This window comes from Modestobacter sp. VKM Ac-2979, from assembly GCF_026967995.1.
Classification (GTDB): Bacteria; Actinomycetota; Actinomycetes; order Mycobacteriales; family Geodermatophilaceae; genus Modestobacter.
Genome location: NZ_JAPVBO010000007.1, coordinates 276,509 through 294,194, shown reverse-complemented (window position 1 = coordinate 294,194; position 17,686 = coordinate 276,509). Strand labels below are relative to the sequence as shown.

At 74.3% G+C, this 17,686-nt stretch carries 16 protein-coding genes; 7 read left to right on the top strand and 9 right to left on the bottom strand.

The window, feature by feature from the left end; genetic code table 11:
- Nucleotides 1-32: 32 nt before the first annotated feature.
- Entirely contained in the window at nucleotides 33-800 is a 768-nt protein-coding gene (locus O2W15_RS20900; protein ID WP_269180814.1) for a biosynthetic peptidoglycan transglycosylase, read from the bottom strand.
- Between the two features lie 184 nt (nucleotides 801-984).
- Nucleotides 985-1,461 carry an NUDIX domain-containing protein gene (locus O2W15_RS20895; protein WP_269163761.1) on the bottom strand — a complete coding sequence of 159 codons (477 nt, stop codon included), beginning with the start codon at nucleotides 1,459-1,461 and terminating at the stop codon, nucleotides 985-987.
- 154 nt (nucleotides 1,462-1,615) lie between these two features.
- Here O2W15_RS20895 and O2W15_RS20890 point away from each other — a divergent pair, with 154 nt between their 5' ends.
- A complete protein-coding gene (locus tag O2W15_RS20890) occupies nucleotides 1,616-2,779 on the top strand; it encodes an RtcB family protein (protein ID WP_269180813.1) in 1,164 nt (387 codons plus the stop codon).
- A gap of 12 nt (nucleotides 2,780-2,791) precedes the next feature.
- Here O2W15_RS20890 and O2W15_RS20885 read toward each other — a convergent pair whose 3' ends face one another.
- Nucleotides 2,792-3,559: a biosynthetic peptidoglycan transglycosylase gene (locus O2W15_RS20885; protein ID WP_269180812.1), complete on the bottom strand. Its 768-nt coding sequence runs from the start codon at nucleotides 3,557-3,559 to the stop codon at nucleotides 2,792-2,794.
- Between the two features lie 164 nt (nucleotides 3,560-3,723).
- Entirely contained in the window at nucleotides 3,724-5,601 is a 1,878-nt protein-coding gene (locus tag O2W15_RS20880; RefSeq protein WP_269163758.1) for a metallophosphoesterase, read from the bottom strand.
- Between the two features lie 186 nt (nucleotides 5,602-5,787).
- On the opposite strand from O2W15_RS20880, the gene O2W15_RS20875 reads away from it, so the two are divergent.
- Nucleotides 5,788-6,630, top strand: a complete 843-nt coding sequence (locus O2W15_RS20875) for a hypothetical protein (protein WP_269180811.1) — start codon at nucleotides 5,788-5,790, stop codon at nucleotides 6,628-6,630.
- A gap of 60 nt (nucleotides 6,631-6,690) precedes the next feature.
- On the opposite strand, the gene O2W15_RS20870 is transcribed toward O2W15_RS20875, so the two are convergent.
- Nucleotides 6,691-7,791, bottom strand: coding sequence for a DUF3048 domain-containing protein (locus O2W15_RS20870; RefSeq protein WP_269180810.1), 1,101 nt, complete (start codon nucleotides 7,789-7,791; stop codon nucleotides 6,691-6,693).
- 337 nt (nucleotides 7,792-8,128) lie between these two features.
- Between O2W15_RS20870 and O2W15_RS20865 the strand changes: the two genes are divergently transcribed.
- The 5 genes from O2W15_RS20865 to O2W15_RS20845 all read left to right on the top strand — a co-directional run bounded on the left by O2W15_RS20865 (nucleotide 8,129) and on the right by O2W15_RS20845 (nucleotide 13,604).
- Nucleotides 8,129-9,637, top strand: coding sequence for a M28 family peptidase (locus tag O2W15_RS20865; RefSeq protein ID WP_269180809.1), 1,509 nt, complete (start codon nucleotides 8,129-8,131; stop codon nucleotides 9,635-9,637).
- Between the two features lie 155 nt (nucleotides 9,638-9,792).
- A complete protein-coding gene (locus tag O2W15_RS20860) occupies nucleotides 9,793-10,743 on the top strand; it encodes a threonine/serine dehydratase (RefSeq protein WP_269180808.1) in 951 nt (316 codons plus the stop codon).
- A 1-nt stretch (nucleotide 10,744) separates the two neighbouring features.
- Nucleotides 10,745-11,938, top strand: coding sequence for an amidohydrolase family protein (locus O2W15_RS20855; protein WP_269180807.1), 1,194 nt, complete (start codon nucleotides 10,745-10,747; stop codon nucleotides 11,936-11,938).
- Nucleotides 11,935-12,381, top strand: coding sequence for a RidA family protein (locus O2W15_RS20850; protein WP_269180806.1), 447 nt, complete (start codon nucleotides 11,935-11,937; stop codon nucleotides 12,379-12,381). Before O2W15_RS20855 ends, O2W15_RS20850 begins: the two co-directional genes overlap by 4 nt.
- Nucleotides 12,378-13,604 (top strand): M20 family metallo-hydrolase, encoded by a 1,227-nt coding sequence (locus tag O2W15_RS20845; RefSeq protein WP_269180805.1) that lies wholly within the window; start codon nucleotides 12,378-12,380, stop codon nucleotides 13,602-13,604. The genes O2W15_RS20850 and O2W15_RS20845 overlap by 4 nt, the downstream gene beginning before the upstream one ends.
- Before the next feature lie 42 nt (nucleotides 13,605-13,646).
- Here O2W15_RS20845 and O2W15_RS20840 read toward each other — a convergent pair whose 3' ends face one another.
- From O2W15_RS20840 to O2W15_RS20825, 4 genes are read right to left on the bottom strand one after another with little or no spacing between them, the layout of a single operon-like run.
- On the bottom strand, nucleotides 13,647-14,879 hold the full coding sequence (locus O2W15_RS20840) for a metal-dependent hydrolase family protein (protein WP_269180804.1): 1,233 nt from the start codon (nucleotides 14,877-14,879) through the stop codon (nucleotides 13,647-13,649).
- A gap of 14 nt (nucleotides 14,880-14,893) precedes the next feature.
- Nucleotides 14,894-15,865: a threonine/serine dehydratase gene (locus tag O2W15_RS20835; RefSeq protein WP_269180803.1), complete on the bottom strand. Its 972-nt coding sequence runs from the start codon at nucleotides 15,863-15,865 to the stop codon at nucleotides 14,894-14,896.
- Entirely contained in the window at nucleotides 15,862-16,707 is an 846-nt protein-coding gene (locus O2W15_RS20830; protein ID WP_269163748.1) for an ABC transporter permease, read from the bottom strand. Before O2W15_RS20830 ends, O2W15_RS20835 begins: the two co-directional genes overlap by 4 nt.
- Before the next feature lie 16 nt (nucleotides 16,708-16,723).
- A complete protein-coding gene (locus tag O2W15_RS20825) occupies nucleotides 16,724-17,650 on the bottom strand; it encodes an ABC transporter permease (RefSeq protein ID WP_036337105.1) in 927 nt (308 codons plus the stop codon).
- Between the last annotated feature and the right edge of the window lie 36 nt (nucleotides 17,651-17,686).

Here is a 17,686-nt window from a genome sequence, read left to right as displayed (position 1 = left end):
TGCCCGGGAGGTCGGCAGCGGAAACCGGCCGGTCAGCCGACGACCAGGCCCCAGGGGTCGGTGGCCACCTCGTCGGCCTGGGCGCGGGTCAGCTCACCGACGTCCACCAGCCGGTCCAGCACGTGCTCCTGCCGGCTGGCGGCCCGGTCCGGGTGCTGCACCGGGTCGTAGGCGCTCGGGGCCTGCAGCAGGCCGGCCAGCAGCGTGGCCTGGGCCCAGCTGAGCTCCTCGGGCGGCACGCCGAAGTACCCCTGCGCCGCCGCGGTGGCACCGGTGAAGCCGTGCCCGAAGTAGGCGTCGTCGAGGTACATCCGGAGCACGGCGTCCTCGCTCCAGGTGCGGTCCAGCTTCAGCGCCAGCACCACCGCGGAGACCCGGTCCAGGAACCCGTTCTCCCCGTCCTCGTAGACGTTCTTCGCCAGCTGCTGGTGCAGCGTCGACCCGCCCAGGTCGACGCCGGTCAGCGCACCGCGGGCCGCCCGCACCACACCGCGCGGGTCGACGCCCGGGTGGCTGCGGAAGTGGCTGTCCTCGGTGGCCAGCACGGCCGCCGACAGCCGCGCCGGCAGTGGCCCGGACAGCGGTGGCGCTGCGGCGGCCGCCAGCCGGGCGTCCACCCGGTCCCGGGCGTCGCCGACGTCGGGGGTCAGCTGCCAGGCCACGGCGAGGGACAGCAGCCCGACGAGGGCGAGGGCGACCACGGCCCGGACCGCGCCGCGCAACACCCGGCGCCCCCGGGACACCCGCCGGGGCCGCGGGGCCGGTGCGGGCGACCAGGTGGGCCGGGACGCCGTCGTCACCACGCCGGCCCACCGGCGGACGTCGGGGCGTGCGGTGCGGACATCGGTGCTCCTCGGCTGGGGTGCGGTGCTCCCCCAGTCGACCGCAGTTCACCCGCGGTGCGCATCGGCCCGCGCGCTGACCTCCGTCGTCCCACCTGCACCTCCGGGCGGACCCCGTCCTCCGCTCCTGGGTGGACCCCGGTCAGGCCGGGGCGGCCAGCCGGGCCAGCAGCCGGTCCAGGAACGGCACCTGGCCCTTGACCAGCTTGGCCCGCGCCTCCACGACCGGGAACCACCCGGCCCGGTCGATCTCGGGGAACTGCTGGACCCGGCCCGACCGGGGCGGCCACTCCAGGTCGAAGGTGTTGCTGGTGCAGGCCGCGGCGTCCAGGTCGCCCGCCGCGGCGAAGACGGTGAGCAGCTTGCCGCTGGTCACCCGCAGCTCACCGAGGTCGAGGAACTCCTGCGCCGGCACCGGCGAGCCGAGCTCCTCGGCGAACTCGCGGCGGGCCACGTCCAACGGCTCCTCCCCCGGGCCGTGCTCGCCCTTGGGGATCGACCACCCACCGTCGTCCTTGCGCGCCCAGAACGGGCCACCCATGTGCCCGAGCAGCACCTCCACGTCGCCGCCGCTGGAGACCCGGTGGAGCAGCACCCCGGCGCTGCGCGTGACTGGCACGCCCGGCAGCTTCGCACGGGGTCGGCCCGGTAAAGCGGGTGCAGGTCCAGCCGGCGTCGCGTTGACTGCCCCAGCCGCGCGGCACCACCGACACCCCCACCCGTCCACCAAGATGGCCATTTCGGTGGACGGGTGGAACACACGGGAAGGGACCATGGAGACCATCAACGGACGGCTGCTGAGCTGGGCGTCCATCCTCGACCCCGGCACCCGCGAGCAGGCCGAGCGCACCGCGGCGATGCCGTTCATCCACCCGTACCTGGCGCTGATGCCCGACGCCCACCTGGGCAAGGGCGCGACCGTCGGCTCGGTCATCCCCACCGAGGGCGCCATCATCCCGGCCGCGGTCGGCGTCGACATCGGCTGCGGGATGATGGCGGTGCGCACCCAGTTCGACGCATCGGCCCTCGCCGGCCGGGACCTGTCCGTGCTGCACGGCCAGATCTCCCGCTCGGTGCCGCTGTCGGCCGGGCGGAACAACAAGGCGGTGCGGCCCACCGCCGAGCCCCGCGTCGCCGAGCTCCGCACGCTGCCCGGCATCGCCCAGGCCGACGGCGCCGCCGGCAACTGGCCGCTGCAGCTGGGCTCGCTCGGCTCGGGCAACCACTTCATCGAGGTGTCGCTGGACGAGCAGGACCGGGTCTGGCTGTTCCTGCACTCCGGCTCTCGCGGGGTCGGCAACAAGCTCGCGTCGGTGCACATCCGCCGGGCCCAGGAGTGGTGCCGGGCGCAGGGCGTCGAGCTGGCCGACCGCGACCTGGCGTACCTGCAGGAGGGGACGCCGGAGTTCGACGCCTACCTGGAGGCGCTGCGCTGGGCGCAGCGGTTCGCCTTCCTCAACCGCGAGGAGATGATGGACCGGGTCGTCGAGCAGCTGGGGCGGTTCGTCCGGGACGACGTCCAGCGGCTGGAGACGGTGAACTGCCACCACAACTACACCGAGCGTGAGCGGCACGACGGGCGTGAGGTGTGGCTGTCCCGCAAGGGCGCGATCTCCGCACGCCAGGGGCAGGCCGGGCTGATCCCCGGCTCGATGGGGACGGCGTCCTACGTCGTCTCCGGGCTGGGCAACGCGACGGCGCTGATGTCGGCTCCGCACGGGGCCGGCCGCAACCACTCGCGGAACGCCGCCCGCCGGCTGTTCAGCCGGGCGGACCTGGAGCAGCGGATGACCGGGATCGCCTGGGGGCACTCCGACGCGTTCCTGGACGAGCACCCGGATGCGTACAAGCCGATCGACCAGGTGATGGCCGACGCGGCCGACCTGGTGGAGGTCCGGCACACGCTGCGCCAGGTCGTCAACGTCAAGGGCGACTGAAGGAGGACCCCGTCAGCTGGTGACCAGACCCCAGTCGTCGGCGGCGATCTCGGCGGCCTCGCCGCGGTCCAGCACGCCCTCGTCGACCAGCCGGCCCAGCACGTGGGCCTGCCGCTGGCCGGCGAGGGCCGGGGACACCAGCGGGTCGTAGGCGGTGGGCGCGGCGAACAGGCCGGCGAGCAGGGTCGCCTGCGCCCAGCTCAGCTGGTCGGGCGGCACCCCGAAGTAGCCCTCGGTGGCCGCGGTCAGCCCGACGAAGCCGTGGCCGTAGTACCCGTTGTCCAGGTACATCCGCAGCAGTTCGTCCTTGCTGTACGCGGCGTCCAGCTTGAGCGCGAGGACCACGGCCTCGGCCTTCTGCACCGGGCCGTTCTCCCCGTCCAGGTACACGTTCTTGGCCAGCTGCTGCACCAGCGTCGACCCGCCCTGGTCGGTGCCCGACACCAGCCCCCAGAACGCCCGGACCGCCCCGGTCGGGCTCACCCCGAGGTGGCCGGCGAAGTCGGTGTCCTCGGTCGCGAGCAGGGCCTGCACGAAGGCCGGGGCGGGCTCCACCTGCAGCGGCGGCGCACCGCTCTCGGCCAGGTGCGCCGCGACCCGCGCCGCGGCGTCGTCGACCGCCGGTGTCCGCGCCCAGCCGATGCCGACCACGGCCACGCCCAGGAAGACCAGCACCAGGGCCAGCCCACCGAGGCGGCGCAGCACCCGCCGGGGCCAGGACCGCCGGGGAGGCGGTCGCTCGGCTGTCGCCCGGGCACGCTGCAGGGTGCCTGCTGACACCGGTCGACCACCTTCCCGTCCGGCCGCACCGGGACCGGGACGGCACCGATCATGATCGGTGCCGTGGTCGGCTCCGGGGAGCCCGGACGGCGGTCGGAGCGGCCCTGGGCGCCGGACTCCACCCTTCCGGGGGACGCACGGGGCGGGCGTCGCTCAGCGGACGGTCACTCCGGCAGCGGCCAGGGGCGCTCCTCGCTGATGCCGAGCCCGGTGCTGCAGAGGCGGTCCGGGTCGATGTCCTGCGGGCGGAAGTAGACCGTCGAGGCGGTGACGTCGTCGCCGAAGTCCCGCGGGGAGTCCGCCGTCGGCGGGGCCACCAGCACCGGCTGCGTCGACTCGATCGAGAAGCGGATGACCCGGGTGAACTGGCAGTCGGTGGCGACCGACACGATGCTGAACTCGATCGGCGGGCGCGCGGTGCCGCGCACGATGTTGTCCAGCCCGCCGGCCCCGGTCGAGCCCTCGACGAGGTCGATCACCCCGTCCTCGTCCTGCACCTCGGAGCTGTCGTTCTGGGCGTGGACGTGCCCGGAGACCGTCTGCCGGACCCGCCCGGGGAGCACCTCGCGCACCTCCTCGGCGGCGACCGGCTCGTGGACGGCGAAGACGTCGATCGTCTCCAGGGCGTCGACGGGTTCCCCCGTCTCGGCGTCGATGCCGTCCAGCACGGCGGCGCCGTCACCGGCAAGGGGGGCATCGCCGGCGAGGGCGCCGTCCCCGGCTGCCACCGCGCCGTCGGCGGGGGCCTCGTCGAGGACGATCTCCTCGCCCGCCGGGATCTCCTCGTCCTCCAGCACGCCGAGGGCCTCCCGTACCGCCTCGCGCTGCAGCGGCTCCACCACGTCGGCCGTATCGGCGCCGTACCGGCCGGGGCCGCCGTAGACCCGGGGGTCCGACAGGCCGGCGACGGTGAGCCCGTAGGCGTCCACGACGCCGGCGGTCACGGCGTAGCCGTCCGCGGTGGCGACCTTGTCGCCCAGCACGGTGACGCCCGGGACGGAGCGCATGACCTCGACCGTGGCCGGGGAGTCGTGGTTGCCGGCCACCCAGAGCATCGGAGCGGTCTCGGTGAGGGCGGCGACCGCCTCCAGGTAGGCCGGGGTCAGCTCCTGGCGGGTGCCGAAGGCGCTCTCGTCGCCGGCGTTGACGATCAGGTCGACGTCGTAGTTGGCCGCGTACCGCGCCACCAGCGGGTAGTTCGCCGACAGGTGCATGTCGGAGATGGTCATGATCTGCAGCGCCGTCTCCGGCGTCTGGTCGTCCTCGATCTGGGCCTGCAGCGCTGCCTGGATGCCGACCACCGAGCCGAGCACGTCCAGGGCCTTGTTCGACTGGCTGTAGTAGGCGCTCAGCTCACTGGGGAACAGCTGCGCCGCGGCGAGCGTGCCGGTCAGCTGTGAGTCCCGCACCCAGTTCGGGTTGTAGCTGACCATCCCGTACCCGGCGACGGTCACCGTGACGGCGGCGGCGCCCGCAGCCTGCAGCGACCGGTACCGCAGCTCGTGCGGGCGACGCGGCCGGCCCCGCAGGTAGCGGACCGACATGTTGATCGCGGCGGCGATGAGCAGACCGGAGACGAGACCCAGCAGCAACTCGGCGATCAGCCAGGTGGCGATCCGCGGCAGCTGGGCGGTGAAGTCGGCCTGCATCCGCTCGACGAAGCCGGGCAGGTCGCCGCCGGCCAACCTGGTGAGCTGCAGGACGTCGACGTCGACCGGGCTGATGTGCACGCCGAAGGGCACCCCGCTGACCTCGGGGAACTCCCAGCTGCCCAGCGTGGTGTCGGCGCTGAGCCCCGGCCGGCTGAGCAGCGTGCCCCGCACCTCGAACGGCACGCCCTGCACGGTCGCCTCGTACGGGAAGGCGCGCAGCGCCGCAGCGGCGCAGACCAGCGGCAGGACCAGCCGCAGCGCCCACCGCAGCAGCACCTGGACGACGCCGGAGACGACCTGTCCGGTGCGCCGGGCGATCCGCTCCGCCTCCTGACGGCGGGTGAACGGGAGAGGGAGAGGGAGCTGGTCGCCGCCACGGGTGCTGGACATCGGGGTCGATTCTCTCGTGTGGTGTGACGCGCCGCCCCCCTGCCCTGCCTCTCCGGCGCGTCCGGCAGGGGGTCACCGACCCGGAGGGCGGGGCCGGAGGTGACACACTCCCGCCCCGGCGTGGGACCCTGGAGGCTGACCGACGACGACGCGCTCGCTGACTCGCCGCCGACGAACGGGGCTCCCTTGGCACTGATCACCTGCCCCACCTGCAATTCCGAGGAGATCTCGGGCAAGCCGCAGCCGGACGGCCGACTGCTGATCCACTGCGATGACTGCGGCGCCGAGTGGCTGCGCGGGGAGACCCGCCGCGACCCGGCCCGGCCCGCCGTCCAGTCCTTCGACTCCCTGCAGGCGGCCTTCCCGACCCCGGCTGACGTCCGTCCCGACGTGCGGGAGCGGGTGATGCTGCTGCAGTCGGAGTTCGCCATGGACCGGCCCGAGCCGGACCCGGACGTCGAGCCCTACCGCGAGCGGTACGCCGCGTTGTTCTCCCGCGAGAACCTGCCGTCGGCGACGCCTGAGCAGCTGCTGCACTTCGCCAACTCCACGACCGTGGCCGACCCGGGCAACGTGTCCGGCTTCAACCGGGCGTGGAAGACCGCCGGCCCGGACAAGGCGGCCGCGCAGGTGCGGCAGACGATCGAGCACCTGCTGTACGGGCCGGAGAGCCTGCGGCTCGAGGACCGGATGACCCAGCTGATCGACGGCAGCAAGAAGGGCCTGGGCTTCCCGTCGTTCAAGGAGGCGCTGCTGACCAAGGTCCTCTGCGTCGTGGAGCCCGAGCGCTTCCTGCCCGTGGTGCGGTACACGGCCGCGAACGGCGGGAAGAAGGAGCTGGCCAAGACGGTCTTCGAGCTGGACCTCCCGCCGGTGGAGAAGACGGCGTGGACCAGTGGCCGGCTGGCGGTCTGGAGCAACGACCTGCTCCGCTCACTGGTCGGCAACGACCTCCCCGACCTGCAGCAGGCAGCGCGCTTCCTGCAGTGGGCCAAGGACCGCCCGGTGCTGTCCCGCAGCGACAGCTGACCGACCACTGCGACAGCTGACCGCCCCGCCCCGGCCTCCCGGGTGCGGGGCGTCCGGCGTTCAGCCGACGGCGACCGCGCCACCGGAGTTGGGCACCAGCTCGACCCAGGTGTTCCCCGGGGCCAGCCGGACCGGCTGGCCGTCGGCCCCGCGCAGCACCACGCGCTCCCCGACGCCGGTCTTGACCCAGGTGGCGGCCACCGTCTTCCCGCCGGTGGCGACGAGGGCCTCGCCCTCTCCGACCAGGACCGTCTCCGGCACCGGGTTGCCGGCCGGGTCGCGGGCCGCGGTCGCCAGGACGTCCACCCGCAGCACCACGACGTTGGTGGCGCTCAACCGGGAACCGTCGGCGCCGACGGCGGGGGTGCTGCCCTCGGTCCGCAGCCACCGGGCGTCGGGCGGGCTCCAGGTCCACTGCGGGCGGCTGACCCTGGACAGGGTCAGCGCCAGGTTCGTCGCCGGCGTGCCGGCGGTCACCGCGGTGGCCTCCTCGGCCGTGGCGGCCAGGTCGAACTGCGGTGGCGGCGCCGCCTGGTGGGCGGGGTCGGCCTGGGCCAGGAGGCGCAGCGGGTCGGCGTGCACGTTGTGCGGGGCCGGCCGGTCGCTCGTGCGGAAGAAGCCGTCGGCGCCGGCGTCGTTGCTGAGCACCTGCATCCCGGCGGCGGCGATCGCGTCGACGTAGCCGGCTTGGCCACCGGAGAAGGCGAACAGGCCGTGCAGCGGCGCGGCGATCGCCGGGTCCATCGGACGCACGGAACGGATCGGCCCGATCTGGGCCGGCAGGTTCGAGTGGTAGACCGCGACGTAACGGGGGATGCCGCCCTCGACGACCTGCTCCCACACCAGGTCCGCAGCGCCCAGGCCGGTCTGCGGCCGGGCGTCGGAGGAGTTCTCCACCTTGACGGCCAGGGCGGGACGCGGGTCGACCGGGCCGCTCTCCAGCCCGGTGAGCGGCCAGAGCACCGGCGGCGGGGGCGGCGGTGGTGGTGGGGGCGGGGTCGCCGCCGGGGTGCTCTGCGCCACGGGCGTCGTCCCCGCCGAGCTGCCGCACGCCACCACGCCGGTCAGGGCGACCCCCATCAGCAGTGCTGCGGCCAGTCGACGCCGGGGGCGGTGCCCGACCGTCGGACCGGCGTCGGCGGAGGAACGGGAACGGGTCACGGCGGTGCTCCTCCGTCAGCGGGTGTCGGGGCCGACCGGCGGGCGGCCGGACCACCGTAGGTCGACGGGGCTCCGTGGTCGGGCTGCCGCACCGCCGACGCCCCCGGCACCGGCTGCCCGGTGTGTCGTCACGCGGCGTGTCCGTCCGGGCCGGTGCGCCTCATCCGCGTGGACCCGCCGTCGCGACCAGCACGTTCGCTGCGGGCGGGTCGCCGACATGCGGAACCGGGCGGGACCGGGACCGTCGACCGGCTCTCGACGGGGACACCCGACCGTGCCTAGGTTGCCGTCACCGGCCGCCGCACGGGAACGGTGGCCGCTCCCCGAGAGGACGTCCATGTCGCTCCGCACCCGCCGATCAGCGCTCACCCTGACCACCGCAGCGGCCACCTTCGCCGGCTCGGTGCTCATCGCCGGACCCGCCGGCGCCGGGGGCAACCCCCACCCCCACGGCTTCGCCCAGCGGGTGTCGACCGAGGAGGTCGCCGCGCACCTCGCCGCGTTCCAGGAGATCGCCGACGCGAACGGCGGGAACCGGGCCAGCGGCACCCCCGGGTACGACGCCTCGGCCGACTACGTGCAGGGGCTGCTGGAGGAGGCCGGCTACCAGGTCGAGCGGCAGTACTTCGACTTCGTCGCCTCGTCCACGACCGCCCAGGAACTGACCGTGTCCGGTGCGCCGGTCGACGTCATCGCGATGGAGTACTCGCCGTCGGGCCAGGTCACCGGTCCGCTCTCGGCGCTGGCCGCCGACGACGCGACGCCGGGCTGCGAGGCCGCCGACTACCCGGGGACGGTGGCCGGCACCGTCGTCCTGGTCTCCCGCGGCGCCTGCTCCTTCACCGTCAAGCAGCAGCTGGCCACCGCGGCCGGCGCGGTGGGCGTCCTGGTCTACAACAACGTCGCCGACGAGCCGCTGAACGGCACCCTGGGCGAGGCCGTCCCCGGCGCCCCGGCCGGCGGGCTCACCCAGGCGGCCGGGCAGGCGCTGCTCGGCCAGGTCGGGCAGCTGGCCACCCTCGACATCCAGGTCGAGGTCACCGAGACCACCACCTCCAACGTCATCGCCCAGACCCCCCACGGCGACACGGATCAGGTGATCATGCTCGGCGCGCACCTGGACTCGGTCGCCGACGGCCCGGGGATCAACGACAACGCCACCGGTTCCGCCGGCATCCTGCAGACGGCGCTCGAGCTCGCCGAGATCAAGCCGACGACCAACGCCGTGCGGTTCGCCTGGTGGGGTGCCGAGGAGTCGGGGCTGGTCGGCTCCTGGGAGTACGTGGAGTCGCTGACCGAGGCCGAGCGCGCCCAGATCGCCGGCTACCTGAACTTCGACATGATCGGGTCGCCGAACCACATCATCGGGGTCTACGACGCCGACCAGTCGACGTACACCGCACCGGTCGCGGTGCCGGAGGGCTCGGCGTCGCTGGAGCAGGTGTTCACCGGCTACTTCGACCGCACCCGCCAGCCGTGGGTCGACACCGAGTTCTCCGGGCGGTCGGACTACCAGGGCTTCATCGAGTACGGCATCCCGGCCACCGGGCTGTTCACCGGCGCGGACGACATCAAGACCGAGGAGGAGGTCGCGCTCTTCGGCGGCACCGCCGGGATCCCGCACGACCCGAACTACCACTCCCCCGCCGACGACCTCAGCAACGTCGACCTGACCGCACTGGGGATCAACAGCCAGGCGATCGCCTTCGCCACCCTGTCGCTCGCCCAGGACCCGACGCCGCTCGACCTGACCGACAACCACCCGGGCAAGGGGAAGGGCAAGGGCAAGGGCCTCGACCGCGGGCACGGGAACGGAGGCGACCGGGGCCACAGCGCAGCTGCCTGATCGCTCCCGCTCCATCCGCGGGGCCGGACACCAGCTGGTGTCCGGCCCCGCTGTCGCGTCCGGCCCCGCTGTGGCGTCCGGCCCGGTCGTGGCCGGGGGCCGGGTGGCATAACGTGCGGGAGCCGTCGTCCTGGACGGCCGGAGGAGGACACCGCATGACGATCACCCGGTCCGACGTCCGGCAGGCGGCCGCCCGGATCGCACCGTTCGTCCGGCGGACACCGGTCGTCGTCCTGGCCGGTGCGGGCCTGGGGCTGCCGCACGACGTCGTCGTCAAGCTCGAGCAGCTCCAGCACTCCGGGTCGTTCAAGGCGCGGGGGGCGTTCAACACGCTGCTGTCCGCCGACGTCCCGGCGACGGGGGTCATCGCCGCCTCCGGAGGCAACCACGGCGCCGCCGTCGCGTACGCCGCCCAGCGGCTCGGGCACCGGGCCACGATCTTCGTCCCCGCCGCCGCACCGGCGGCCAAGCTGGAGCGGATCCGGCGTTACGGCGCCGACGTGGTGGCCGTCGGCCGCGACTACGCCGAGGCGCACCGGGCCAGCGTCGAGGAGGAGGGCCGCACCGGCGCGCTGCGGGTGCACGCCTACGACCAGCCGGAGGTGGTCGCCGGGCAGGGCACCGTCGCCCACGAGCTGAGCGAGCAGGCGCCCGACCTGGACACGGTGCTCATCGCCGTCGGCGGCGGCGGGCTGATCGCCGGCTGCGCCAGCTGGTACACCGACAGCCTGCGGGTGGTCGGGGTGGAGCCGGAGCGGGCGCCGACGCTGCACGCCGCCCGGGCCGCCGGGCACCCGGTGGACGTCGAGGTGGGTGGGCGGGCCGCCGACGCGCTGGGCGCCCGCCGGCTGGGCAGCATCGCCGCCGAGGTCGCCGACCGGTACGTCGACGACGCCGTCCTGGTGCCCGACGACGCGATCCGGGAGGCCCAGCGGCTGCTCTGGGAGGAGCTGCGGGTGCTCGCCGAACCCGGCGGGGCCACCGCGCTGGCCGCCCTGCTGTCCGGCGCGCACGTCGCCGCTGCCGGGGACCGGGTGGGCGTCGTGGTGTGCGGGGCGAACCTCGATCCGGCGTCCTGGTCGGTGCTGCCCGAGACGGGGGTCTGACGTGCCGGTGCTGCTGCGCGGCCGGGTGCTGCCGGTCCTGGCCGACCCGATCCAGGACGGCGCCGTCGTCATCGAGGACGGCGTGATCACCTACGTCGGCCCCATGAGTCGGGCCCCGCGCCTGACCGGGGAGGTGACCGAGGTCGACGCCGGCGACGGTGCGGTGGTCCCGGGGCTGGTCGACGCCCACGTGCACCTGGTCGCCGACGGCGCCGCCGACTTCGCGGGTTCGGTGCTGCGGTCGAGTACCGAGCAGCTGGCGGAGCGGGCCGCGGCCAACGCCCGGCGCACCCTGGCCGCCGGCACCGTCGCGGTGCGCGACCTGGGCGCCCCCGACGGGATCGCGATCTCCCTCGGGCAGCAGATCGCCGCCGGCCGAGTACCCGGTCCGGAGGTCACCGCGGCCGGCCGGGCGCTGACCGCCCCCGGCGGCCACATCCCCTACCTCGGCATCGAGGTGCAGGGCGTCGACCAGCTGGCGGCGGCGGCCCGCACCGAGCTGGCCGCCGGCACCGGCGGCATCAAGCTGGTCGCCACCGGCGGCGTCCTCACCCCCGGAGCGGCCCTCGGCAACGCGCCCTTCGCCGAGGACGAGCTGGCCGCCGCGGCCGCGGTCGCTCGCGAGCAGGGCCGGTGGGTCGCCGCCCATGCCATCGGGCACGAGGGCACCAAGCGGGCGCTGCGCGCCGGGGCGACCAGCGTCGAGCACGGCTACCTCCTCGACGACGAGACGGTCGAGCTGATGGCCACGACCGGTGCGGTGCTGGTGACCACCCAGGTCGCGGTGGCCCGGATGCTGCGCAACCGGCACCTGGTCGACCCGGCCGTGGTGGCCCGAGCCGAGGAGATCAAGGACGTGGCCATCACCTCGCTGCGGCGCGCGGCGCGGGCCGGCATCCCGATCGCCGGCGCCACCGACGCCGGCACCCCGTTCAACCCGCACGGCGGGGTGGCCGAGGAGGCGGCGCTGCTGGTCGCCGACATCGGGCTGACGACGGCGCAGGCGCTGCGGGCGGTCACCGCCACCGCCGCCCGCTGCCTGCTGCGGCCGGACCTGGGGCACCTGTCGGTCGGCGCCCCCGGACACGTCGTGGTCACCGGCGCCGACCCGCTGGACGACGTGACCGCCCTGACCGACGTCCGCACCGTCGTCCTCGGCGGCCGGCTGGTCGACATCCCGGAGAGGACGACATGACCGACACGCCCACGATCTCCCTGCCCACCCCACCCCCGCCGGGGGCGAACTACGTCCCGGCCCGCCGGCACGGCGACCTGCTCTTCATCGCCGGCCAGCTGCCCTTCGTCGACGGGCGGCTGCCGCGCACCGGCAAGGTCGGCGACACCGTCGACGTTCCCGAGGCCGCGAAGCTGGCCCGGCTGGCGGCGCTCAACGGGCTCGCCGTGGCCGACGCGCACCTCGGGTCGCTGGCCGGCGTCTCGGTCGTGCAGGTCACCGTCTTCGTCGCCAGCACCCCCGACTTCACCGAGCAGCACCTGGTGGCCAACGGCGCCAGCGACCTGCTGATCGAGGCGCTCGGCGAGCGGGGCCGGCACGCCCGCACTGCCGTCGCCGCCCCGGTGCTGCCGCTGGACATCCCGGTCGAGGTCCAGCTGGTGCTGGGGGTCGAGGCCCCGTGACCGCCGTGCACGTCGACGAGCAGCTGCTGGACACCTACGTCACCGAGCTGGGCGCCCTCGGCGAGACCCCGGACGGCATGTACCGGTTCATGTACGACGAGGCCTGGCAACAGGCGCGGGACGCCCTGCTGCGGTGGATCGACGACGCCGGCCTGGAGGGCCGGGTCGACGCGGTGGGCAACGTGTTCGGGCGGTTGCCGGGCTCCGGCGACGGCGTCGTCCTCACCGGCTCGCACGTCGACACGGTGCCCTCCGGCGGGAAGTACGACGGCGCGCTCGGCGTGGTCGGTGGGCTGGCGGCGCTGGCCGCGCTGCGCGCCCAGCACGGCACCCCGGTGCGCACGCTGGAGGTGGTCGCCCTGTGCGAGGAGGAGAGCAGCCGCTTCCCGGCCAACTTCTTCGGCACCCGCGGGATGCTCGGCCTGATCTCCCCCGACGAGCCCGACCGGCTCCGCGACCGGGACGGCGTGCTGCTGGCCGACGCCATGCGGCAGGCGGGCCTGGACCCGGCGGCGGCGGCGAGCGCGGAGCGGCACGACCTCCGTGCCTTCCTGGAGCTGCACATCGAGCAGGGCCGGGTGCTCGCCGACGAGGGCGTCGACGTGGGCCTGGTGGAGGTCATCCCGGGCATCGCCTGGGAGACGATCACCGTGCGCGGCCGGCAGGACCACGCCGGCGCCACCCCGATGGACCTGCGCCGGGACGCCCTCCAGGCGGCGGCGCAGATGGCCCGGGAGATCACCACCGCGGTCGAGCAGGAGGGCCGGCCGGCCGTGGTCACCACCGGGCGCTGGACCGTCGAGCCCGGGCAGCCGAGCATCGTGCCGGGGCTGGCCCGGTTCTCCGTCGACCTCCGGCACCCCGACCTCGGGGTCCGGGACCGGCTGCTGGACACGGTGCACCGGATCTGCACGGCCGTGGCCGAGCGGCACGGGGTCGAGGTGGACGTCGTCCGGGACAAGGACGAGGAGCCGGCGACGATGGACGCCGACCTGCTGGACGTGCTCCGCGGCTCCGCCGAGGAGTGCGGCGCCAGCTGGCGGCGGATGCCCAGCGGCGCCGGGCACGACAGCCAGCTGATGGCCTCCCGGGTGCCGACGGCGATGGTCTTCGTGCCCAGCGTCGAGGGCCGCTCGCACACCCCGGCGGAGTACACCTCACCGGCCGACTGCGCCCGCGGCGCCTCCGTCCTGGCCACCGCCCTCCACCGACTCGCCTGGTGATCCCGGGAGGGGCCAAAGTCGCGACTCTGGCCCCTCCCGGCTTCAGGCGGTGGGGACGGCGGGGCCGGTGTCGGGGAGCTCGTCGCGGTGGACGACGCCGTCCTTGACCACCAGGACCACCCGGCCGGTCGCGGTGATGTCGGCGACCGGGTCACCGTCGACCACGACCAGGTCGGCGAGCTTGCCGACCTCCAGGGTGCCGAGCTCGTGCGCCAGCCCGAGGTTCTCCGCGGCCCCGCGGGTGGCGGCGATGATCGTCTGCATCGACGTCAGGCCGTGCTCCACCATCAGCGCCAGCTCGCGGGACAGGTCGCCGTGCGGGTTGAACGGCGTGCCGGCGTCCGTGCCCGCGGCGATCTTCATCCCGGAGGCGACCGCGGCCGCGAAGCTCTCCCGCTGCTTGGCCGCCTCCCGCTCGGCCTTGTCCACCACCCACTCGGGGATGCCGGCGGCCATGCCGTTCCGGATGATCCCGTCGACGGCGAGGATCGTCGGCACCAGGAACGTCCCCTGGGCGACGGCGATGTCCAGCAGCTCGTCGTCGAGGTAGAAGCCGTGCTCGATGGAGTCGATGCCGGAGATCAGCGCGTTGTGGATGCCGGACCGGCCGATGGCGTGCGTGGTCACCCGGCGGCCGGAGTTGTGCGCCTCCTGGGCGACGACCGCCAGCTCCTCGGGCAGCAGCGCGGTCTGGGTCGGTGAGACGCCCGGGGTGAGCACGCCACCGGTGGCCATCACCTTGATCACCGCGGCGCCGGCCTTGATCTCCGCGCGGGTGGCCTTGCGCACCTCGTCGGAGCCGTCGGCCTCGCGGCCGATGAAGTGCCCGTGCCCGCCGGTCATGGTGATCACCCGGCCGGCCGCCTGCACCCGCGGCCCGGGCACCAGCCCGCGGTCGATCGCCTTGGCCAGCTCCACCACCACGTCGTCGGCGGCCCCGCAGTCGCGCACGGTGGTAACGCCGGACATCAGCGTCTCCACCGCCCCGGCGGCCGCCCGGAGGGTGGCCAGCGGCACCGTGTCGCCGGCGGTCTGCGCCATCAGGTCCGGGGCACCGTCGGCGGTCAGGTGCACGTGGCAGTTGATCAGACCGGGCAGCACGGTGCGGCCGCCGCCGTCGATGACGTTCTCCGGGGCGGTGCTCGGCGCGTCGGCGGCCGGGCCGATCCAGACGATCCGGCGGCCCTCGACCACCAGCGCCTGCTCGGGGACGGGCGCGGAGCCGGTGCCGTCGACGACGGTGACGTTGCGGAGCAGGAAGCTGGCGGGGGTCATGCGGTGCCTTCCGGTCAGGTGGTCAGGCGGCCGAACAGGGTCAGGTCGACGTTGCCGCCGCTGGCGATCGAGACGACCCGGGTGCCCGGGGGCAGGTCGAGGACACCGGTCATCAGCACCGCCAGCGGGGCGGCGGCCGAGGGCTCCAGCAGCAGCTTGGTGCGGGAGACCGCCAGCGGCAGCGCCCGCAGGATGTCCTCGTCGCTGACCGTCACCACCTGCTCGACGAAGGCCTGCACGTGGTCGACGGTGACCTGCCCGCTCATCGGCGCGGCCAGGCCGTCGGCGACGCTGCGGGCGGTGGGGAGCCGCACCGGCCCCCCGGCGGCCAGGCTGCGGGTCATCACGTCGGCGGTCTCCGGCTCCACGCCTATCACCCGGACCCCCGGCGCCAACCGGGCCAGCGCCGCGGCGACCCCGGAGATCAGCCCGCCCCCGCCGACCGGCACCAGCACCACCTCGGCGTCGGGCACGTCCTCGGCGATCTCGAGGCCGACGGTGCCGGTGCCGGCGACGACCGCGGGGTCGTCGAACGGGTGCACCGGCACCCGGCCGGTCTCGGCGACGGTGGCGGCATAGGTCTCCAGCAGGTCGCCGTCGGTGAGGACGACGTCGGCCCCGTACCCGCGGCAGGCGGCGATCTTCGCCGGCACCGCGGTCGCCGGCATGACCACCGTGCCGGGCACCCCGACACTGGCGGCCGCGTAGGCGACCGCGGCCCCGGCGTTGCCCGCGGACAGCGTGATCACCCCGCGGGCGCGCTCGTCGGGAGGCAGCGACAGCACCTTGTTCAGCGCCCCGCGGGCCTTGAAGCTGCCGGTCCGCTGGAACACCTCGGCCTTGAGGTCCAGCCGCACCCCCCACAGCTCACCGAGGCTGGTGGAGCGGAGCACCGGGGTGCGGTGCACCCGGTCGGTGAGCCGCGCCGCCGCCGCCCGGACGTCGTCCAGGGTGACCAGCGGAGCCGTGCCCAGATCGGCGGTCACCCGGCCGGCCCGTCGACGGTCCGCATCCGCGGGTCCAGGGCGTCGCGCAGGCCGTCGCCGAGCAGGTTGAACGCGAGGATGGCCAGGAAGATCGCGATCCCGGGGAACGTGGTGAGGTGCGGGGCGCTGAAGATGAACTGCCGCCCCTCCCCCAGCATCGTGCCCCACTCGGCAGTGGGTGACTGCACGCCCAGCCCGAGGAAACCCAGGCCGGCGGCGAGCAGGATGCTCACCCCGATGCTGAGCGTGCCGTGCACCAGCACGGGGGTCAGCGAGTTGCGGAACACGTGCCGGGTGATGATCCGCAGGTTGCTGGCACCCAGCGCCCGGGCCGCCTCGACGTAGGGCTCCTCGCGCAGGCTGAGCACCGAGGAGCGCACCAGCCGGATGATCACCGGGATCACGCTGATCCCGACCGCGATGATCACGTTCTGCAGGCTGACGCCCAGGACGGCGACCAGCGTGAGGGCCAGCAGGATGGAGGTGAAGGCGAACATCATGTCGGCGAACCGGGAGATCGCCAGGTCCGCCCAGCCGCCGTAGTAGCCGGCGATCATCCCCAGCGGGACGCCGATGACCAGGCCGATCGAGACGGCCAGGACGCCGATCAGCAGCGAGATGCGGGCGCCGAACATCAGCCGGGTGGCGATGTCCCGGCCCAGCTGGTCGGTGCCCAGCCAGTGCTCGGCCGACGGCCCCTGGATGGCGACCGACAGGTTCTGCGCATTCGGGTCGTACGGCGAGATCAGCGGGGCGAAGATCGCCAGCACGACGAACGTGACGATGATGCCCAGCCCGATCATCGCCGGCGTGTGGTGCCGGAACCGGCCCCAAGCCCTCATCGGACCCTCTCCCTCATCAGTACCGGATCCGCGGGTCGACGACGACGTAGAGCACGTCGACGATCACGTTGAGCAGGATGAACGCCGCGGCGTAGACCAGGACGATCCCCTGGACGACGGCGAAGTCGCGGGCACCGATCGAGTCGACGAGCAGCCGCCCGATGCCGGGCCAGCCGAACACCGTCTCGGTCAGCACCGCGCCGCCGAGCAGGGCGCCGAACTGCAGGCTGATGACCGTCAGGATCGGGATGAACGCGTTCCGCAGCCCGTGCCGGATGATCACCGTGGTCGGCGGGGCGCCCTTGGCCTCGGCGGTGCGGACGTAGTCCTGACCGAGCACCTCGAGCATGCTGGCCCGGGTCATCCGGGAGATCAGCGCCGTGGAGAAGGCCGCCAGCGTCACCGCCGGCAGCACGATGCTCAGCGGCTCCCCGCTGCCCGCGGCCGGCAGCCAGCCGAGGGTGACCGCGAAGAGCAGGATGAGCAGCAGGCCCAGCCAGTAGACCGGCATGGACACGCCCATCATCGCCACGCTGGAGATCACGTGGTCGACGATCGAGTTGCGGCGGACGGCGGCCACCACCCCGGCGGTGACCCCGGCGATGGTGCCGATGATCGTCGCCACGACCGCCAGGATCAGCGTCGCCGGCAGCCGGACCGCGATCTCGCTGGACACCGGTGCCGAGGTGCGCGCCGAGGTGCCCAGGTCACCGGTCAGCACGCCGGTGATGAACGACCAGTACTGGGTCAGCAGCGACTGGTCGAGCCCCAGCTCCGCCCGGAGCCGGGCGACCTGGTCCTCGCTGGCGTTCAGCCCGGCCAGCACCCGCGCGGGGTCGCCGGGCAGCACGCGCAGCATCAGGAAGATCAGGATCGACACCCCGAACAGGGTGATCAACGACAGCAGCAGGGTGCGCACGATGTGCGCCGCGGTGCCCTTCATCCCCGTCCTCTCCCGTACCCGGACCGGCGGCTCGCG

Coding starts and splice junctions, on each gene's coding strand:
- O2W15_RS20890 (WP_269180813.1), top strand. CDS start 1,616: ATGGAGACCATCAACGGACGGCTGCTGAGCTGGGCGTCCATCCTCGAC.
- O2W15_RS20880 (WP_269163758.1), bottom strand. CDS start 5,601: ATGTCCAGCACCCGTGGCGGCGACCAGCTCCCTCTCCCTCTCCCGTTC.
- O2W15_RS20865 (WP_269180809.1), top strand. CDS start 8,129: ATGTCGCTCCGCACCCGCCGATCAGCGCTCACCCTGACCACCGCAGCG.
- O2W15_RS20860 (WP_269180808.1), top strand. CDS start 9,793: ATGACGATCACCCGGTCCGACGTCCGGCAGGCGGCCGCCCGGATCGCA.
- O2W15_RS20850 (WP_269180806.1), top strand. CDS start 11,935: ATGACCGACACGCCCACGATCTCCCTGCCCACCCCACCCCCGCCGGGG.
- O2W15_RS20840 (WP_269180804.1), bottom strand. CDS start 14,879: ATGACCCCCGCCAGCTTCCTGCTCCGCAACGTCACCGTCGTCGACGGC.
- O2W15_RS20830 (WP_269163748.1), bottom strand. CDS start 16,707: ATGAGGGCTTGGGGCCGGTTCCGGCACCACACGCCGGCGATGATCGGG.
- O2W15_RS20825 (WP_036337105.1), bottom strand. CDS start 17,650: ATGAAGGGCACCGCGGCGCACATCGTGCGCACCCTGCTGCTGTCGTTG.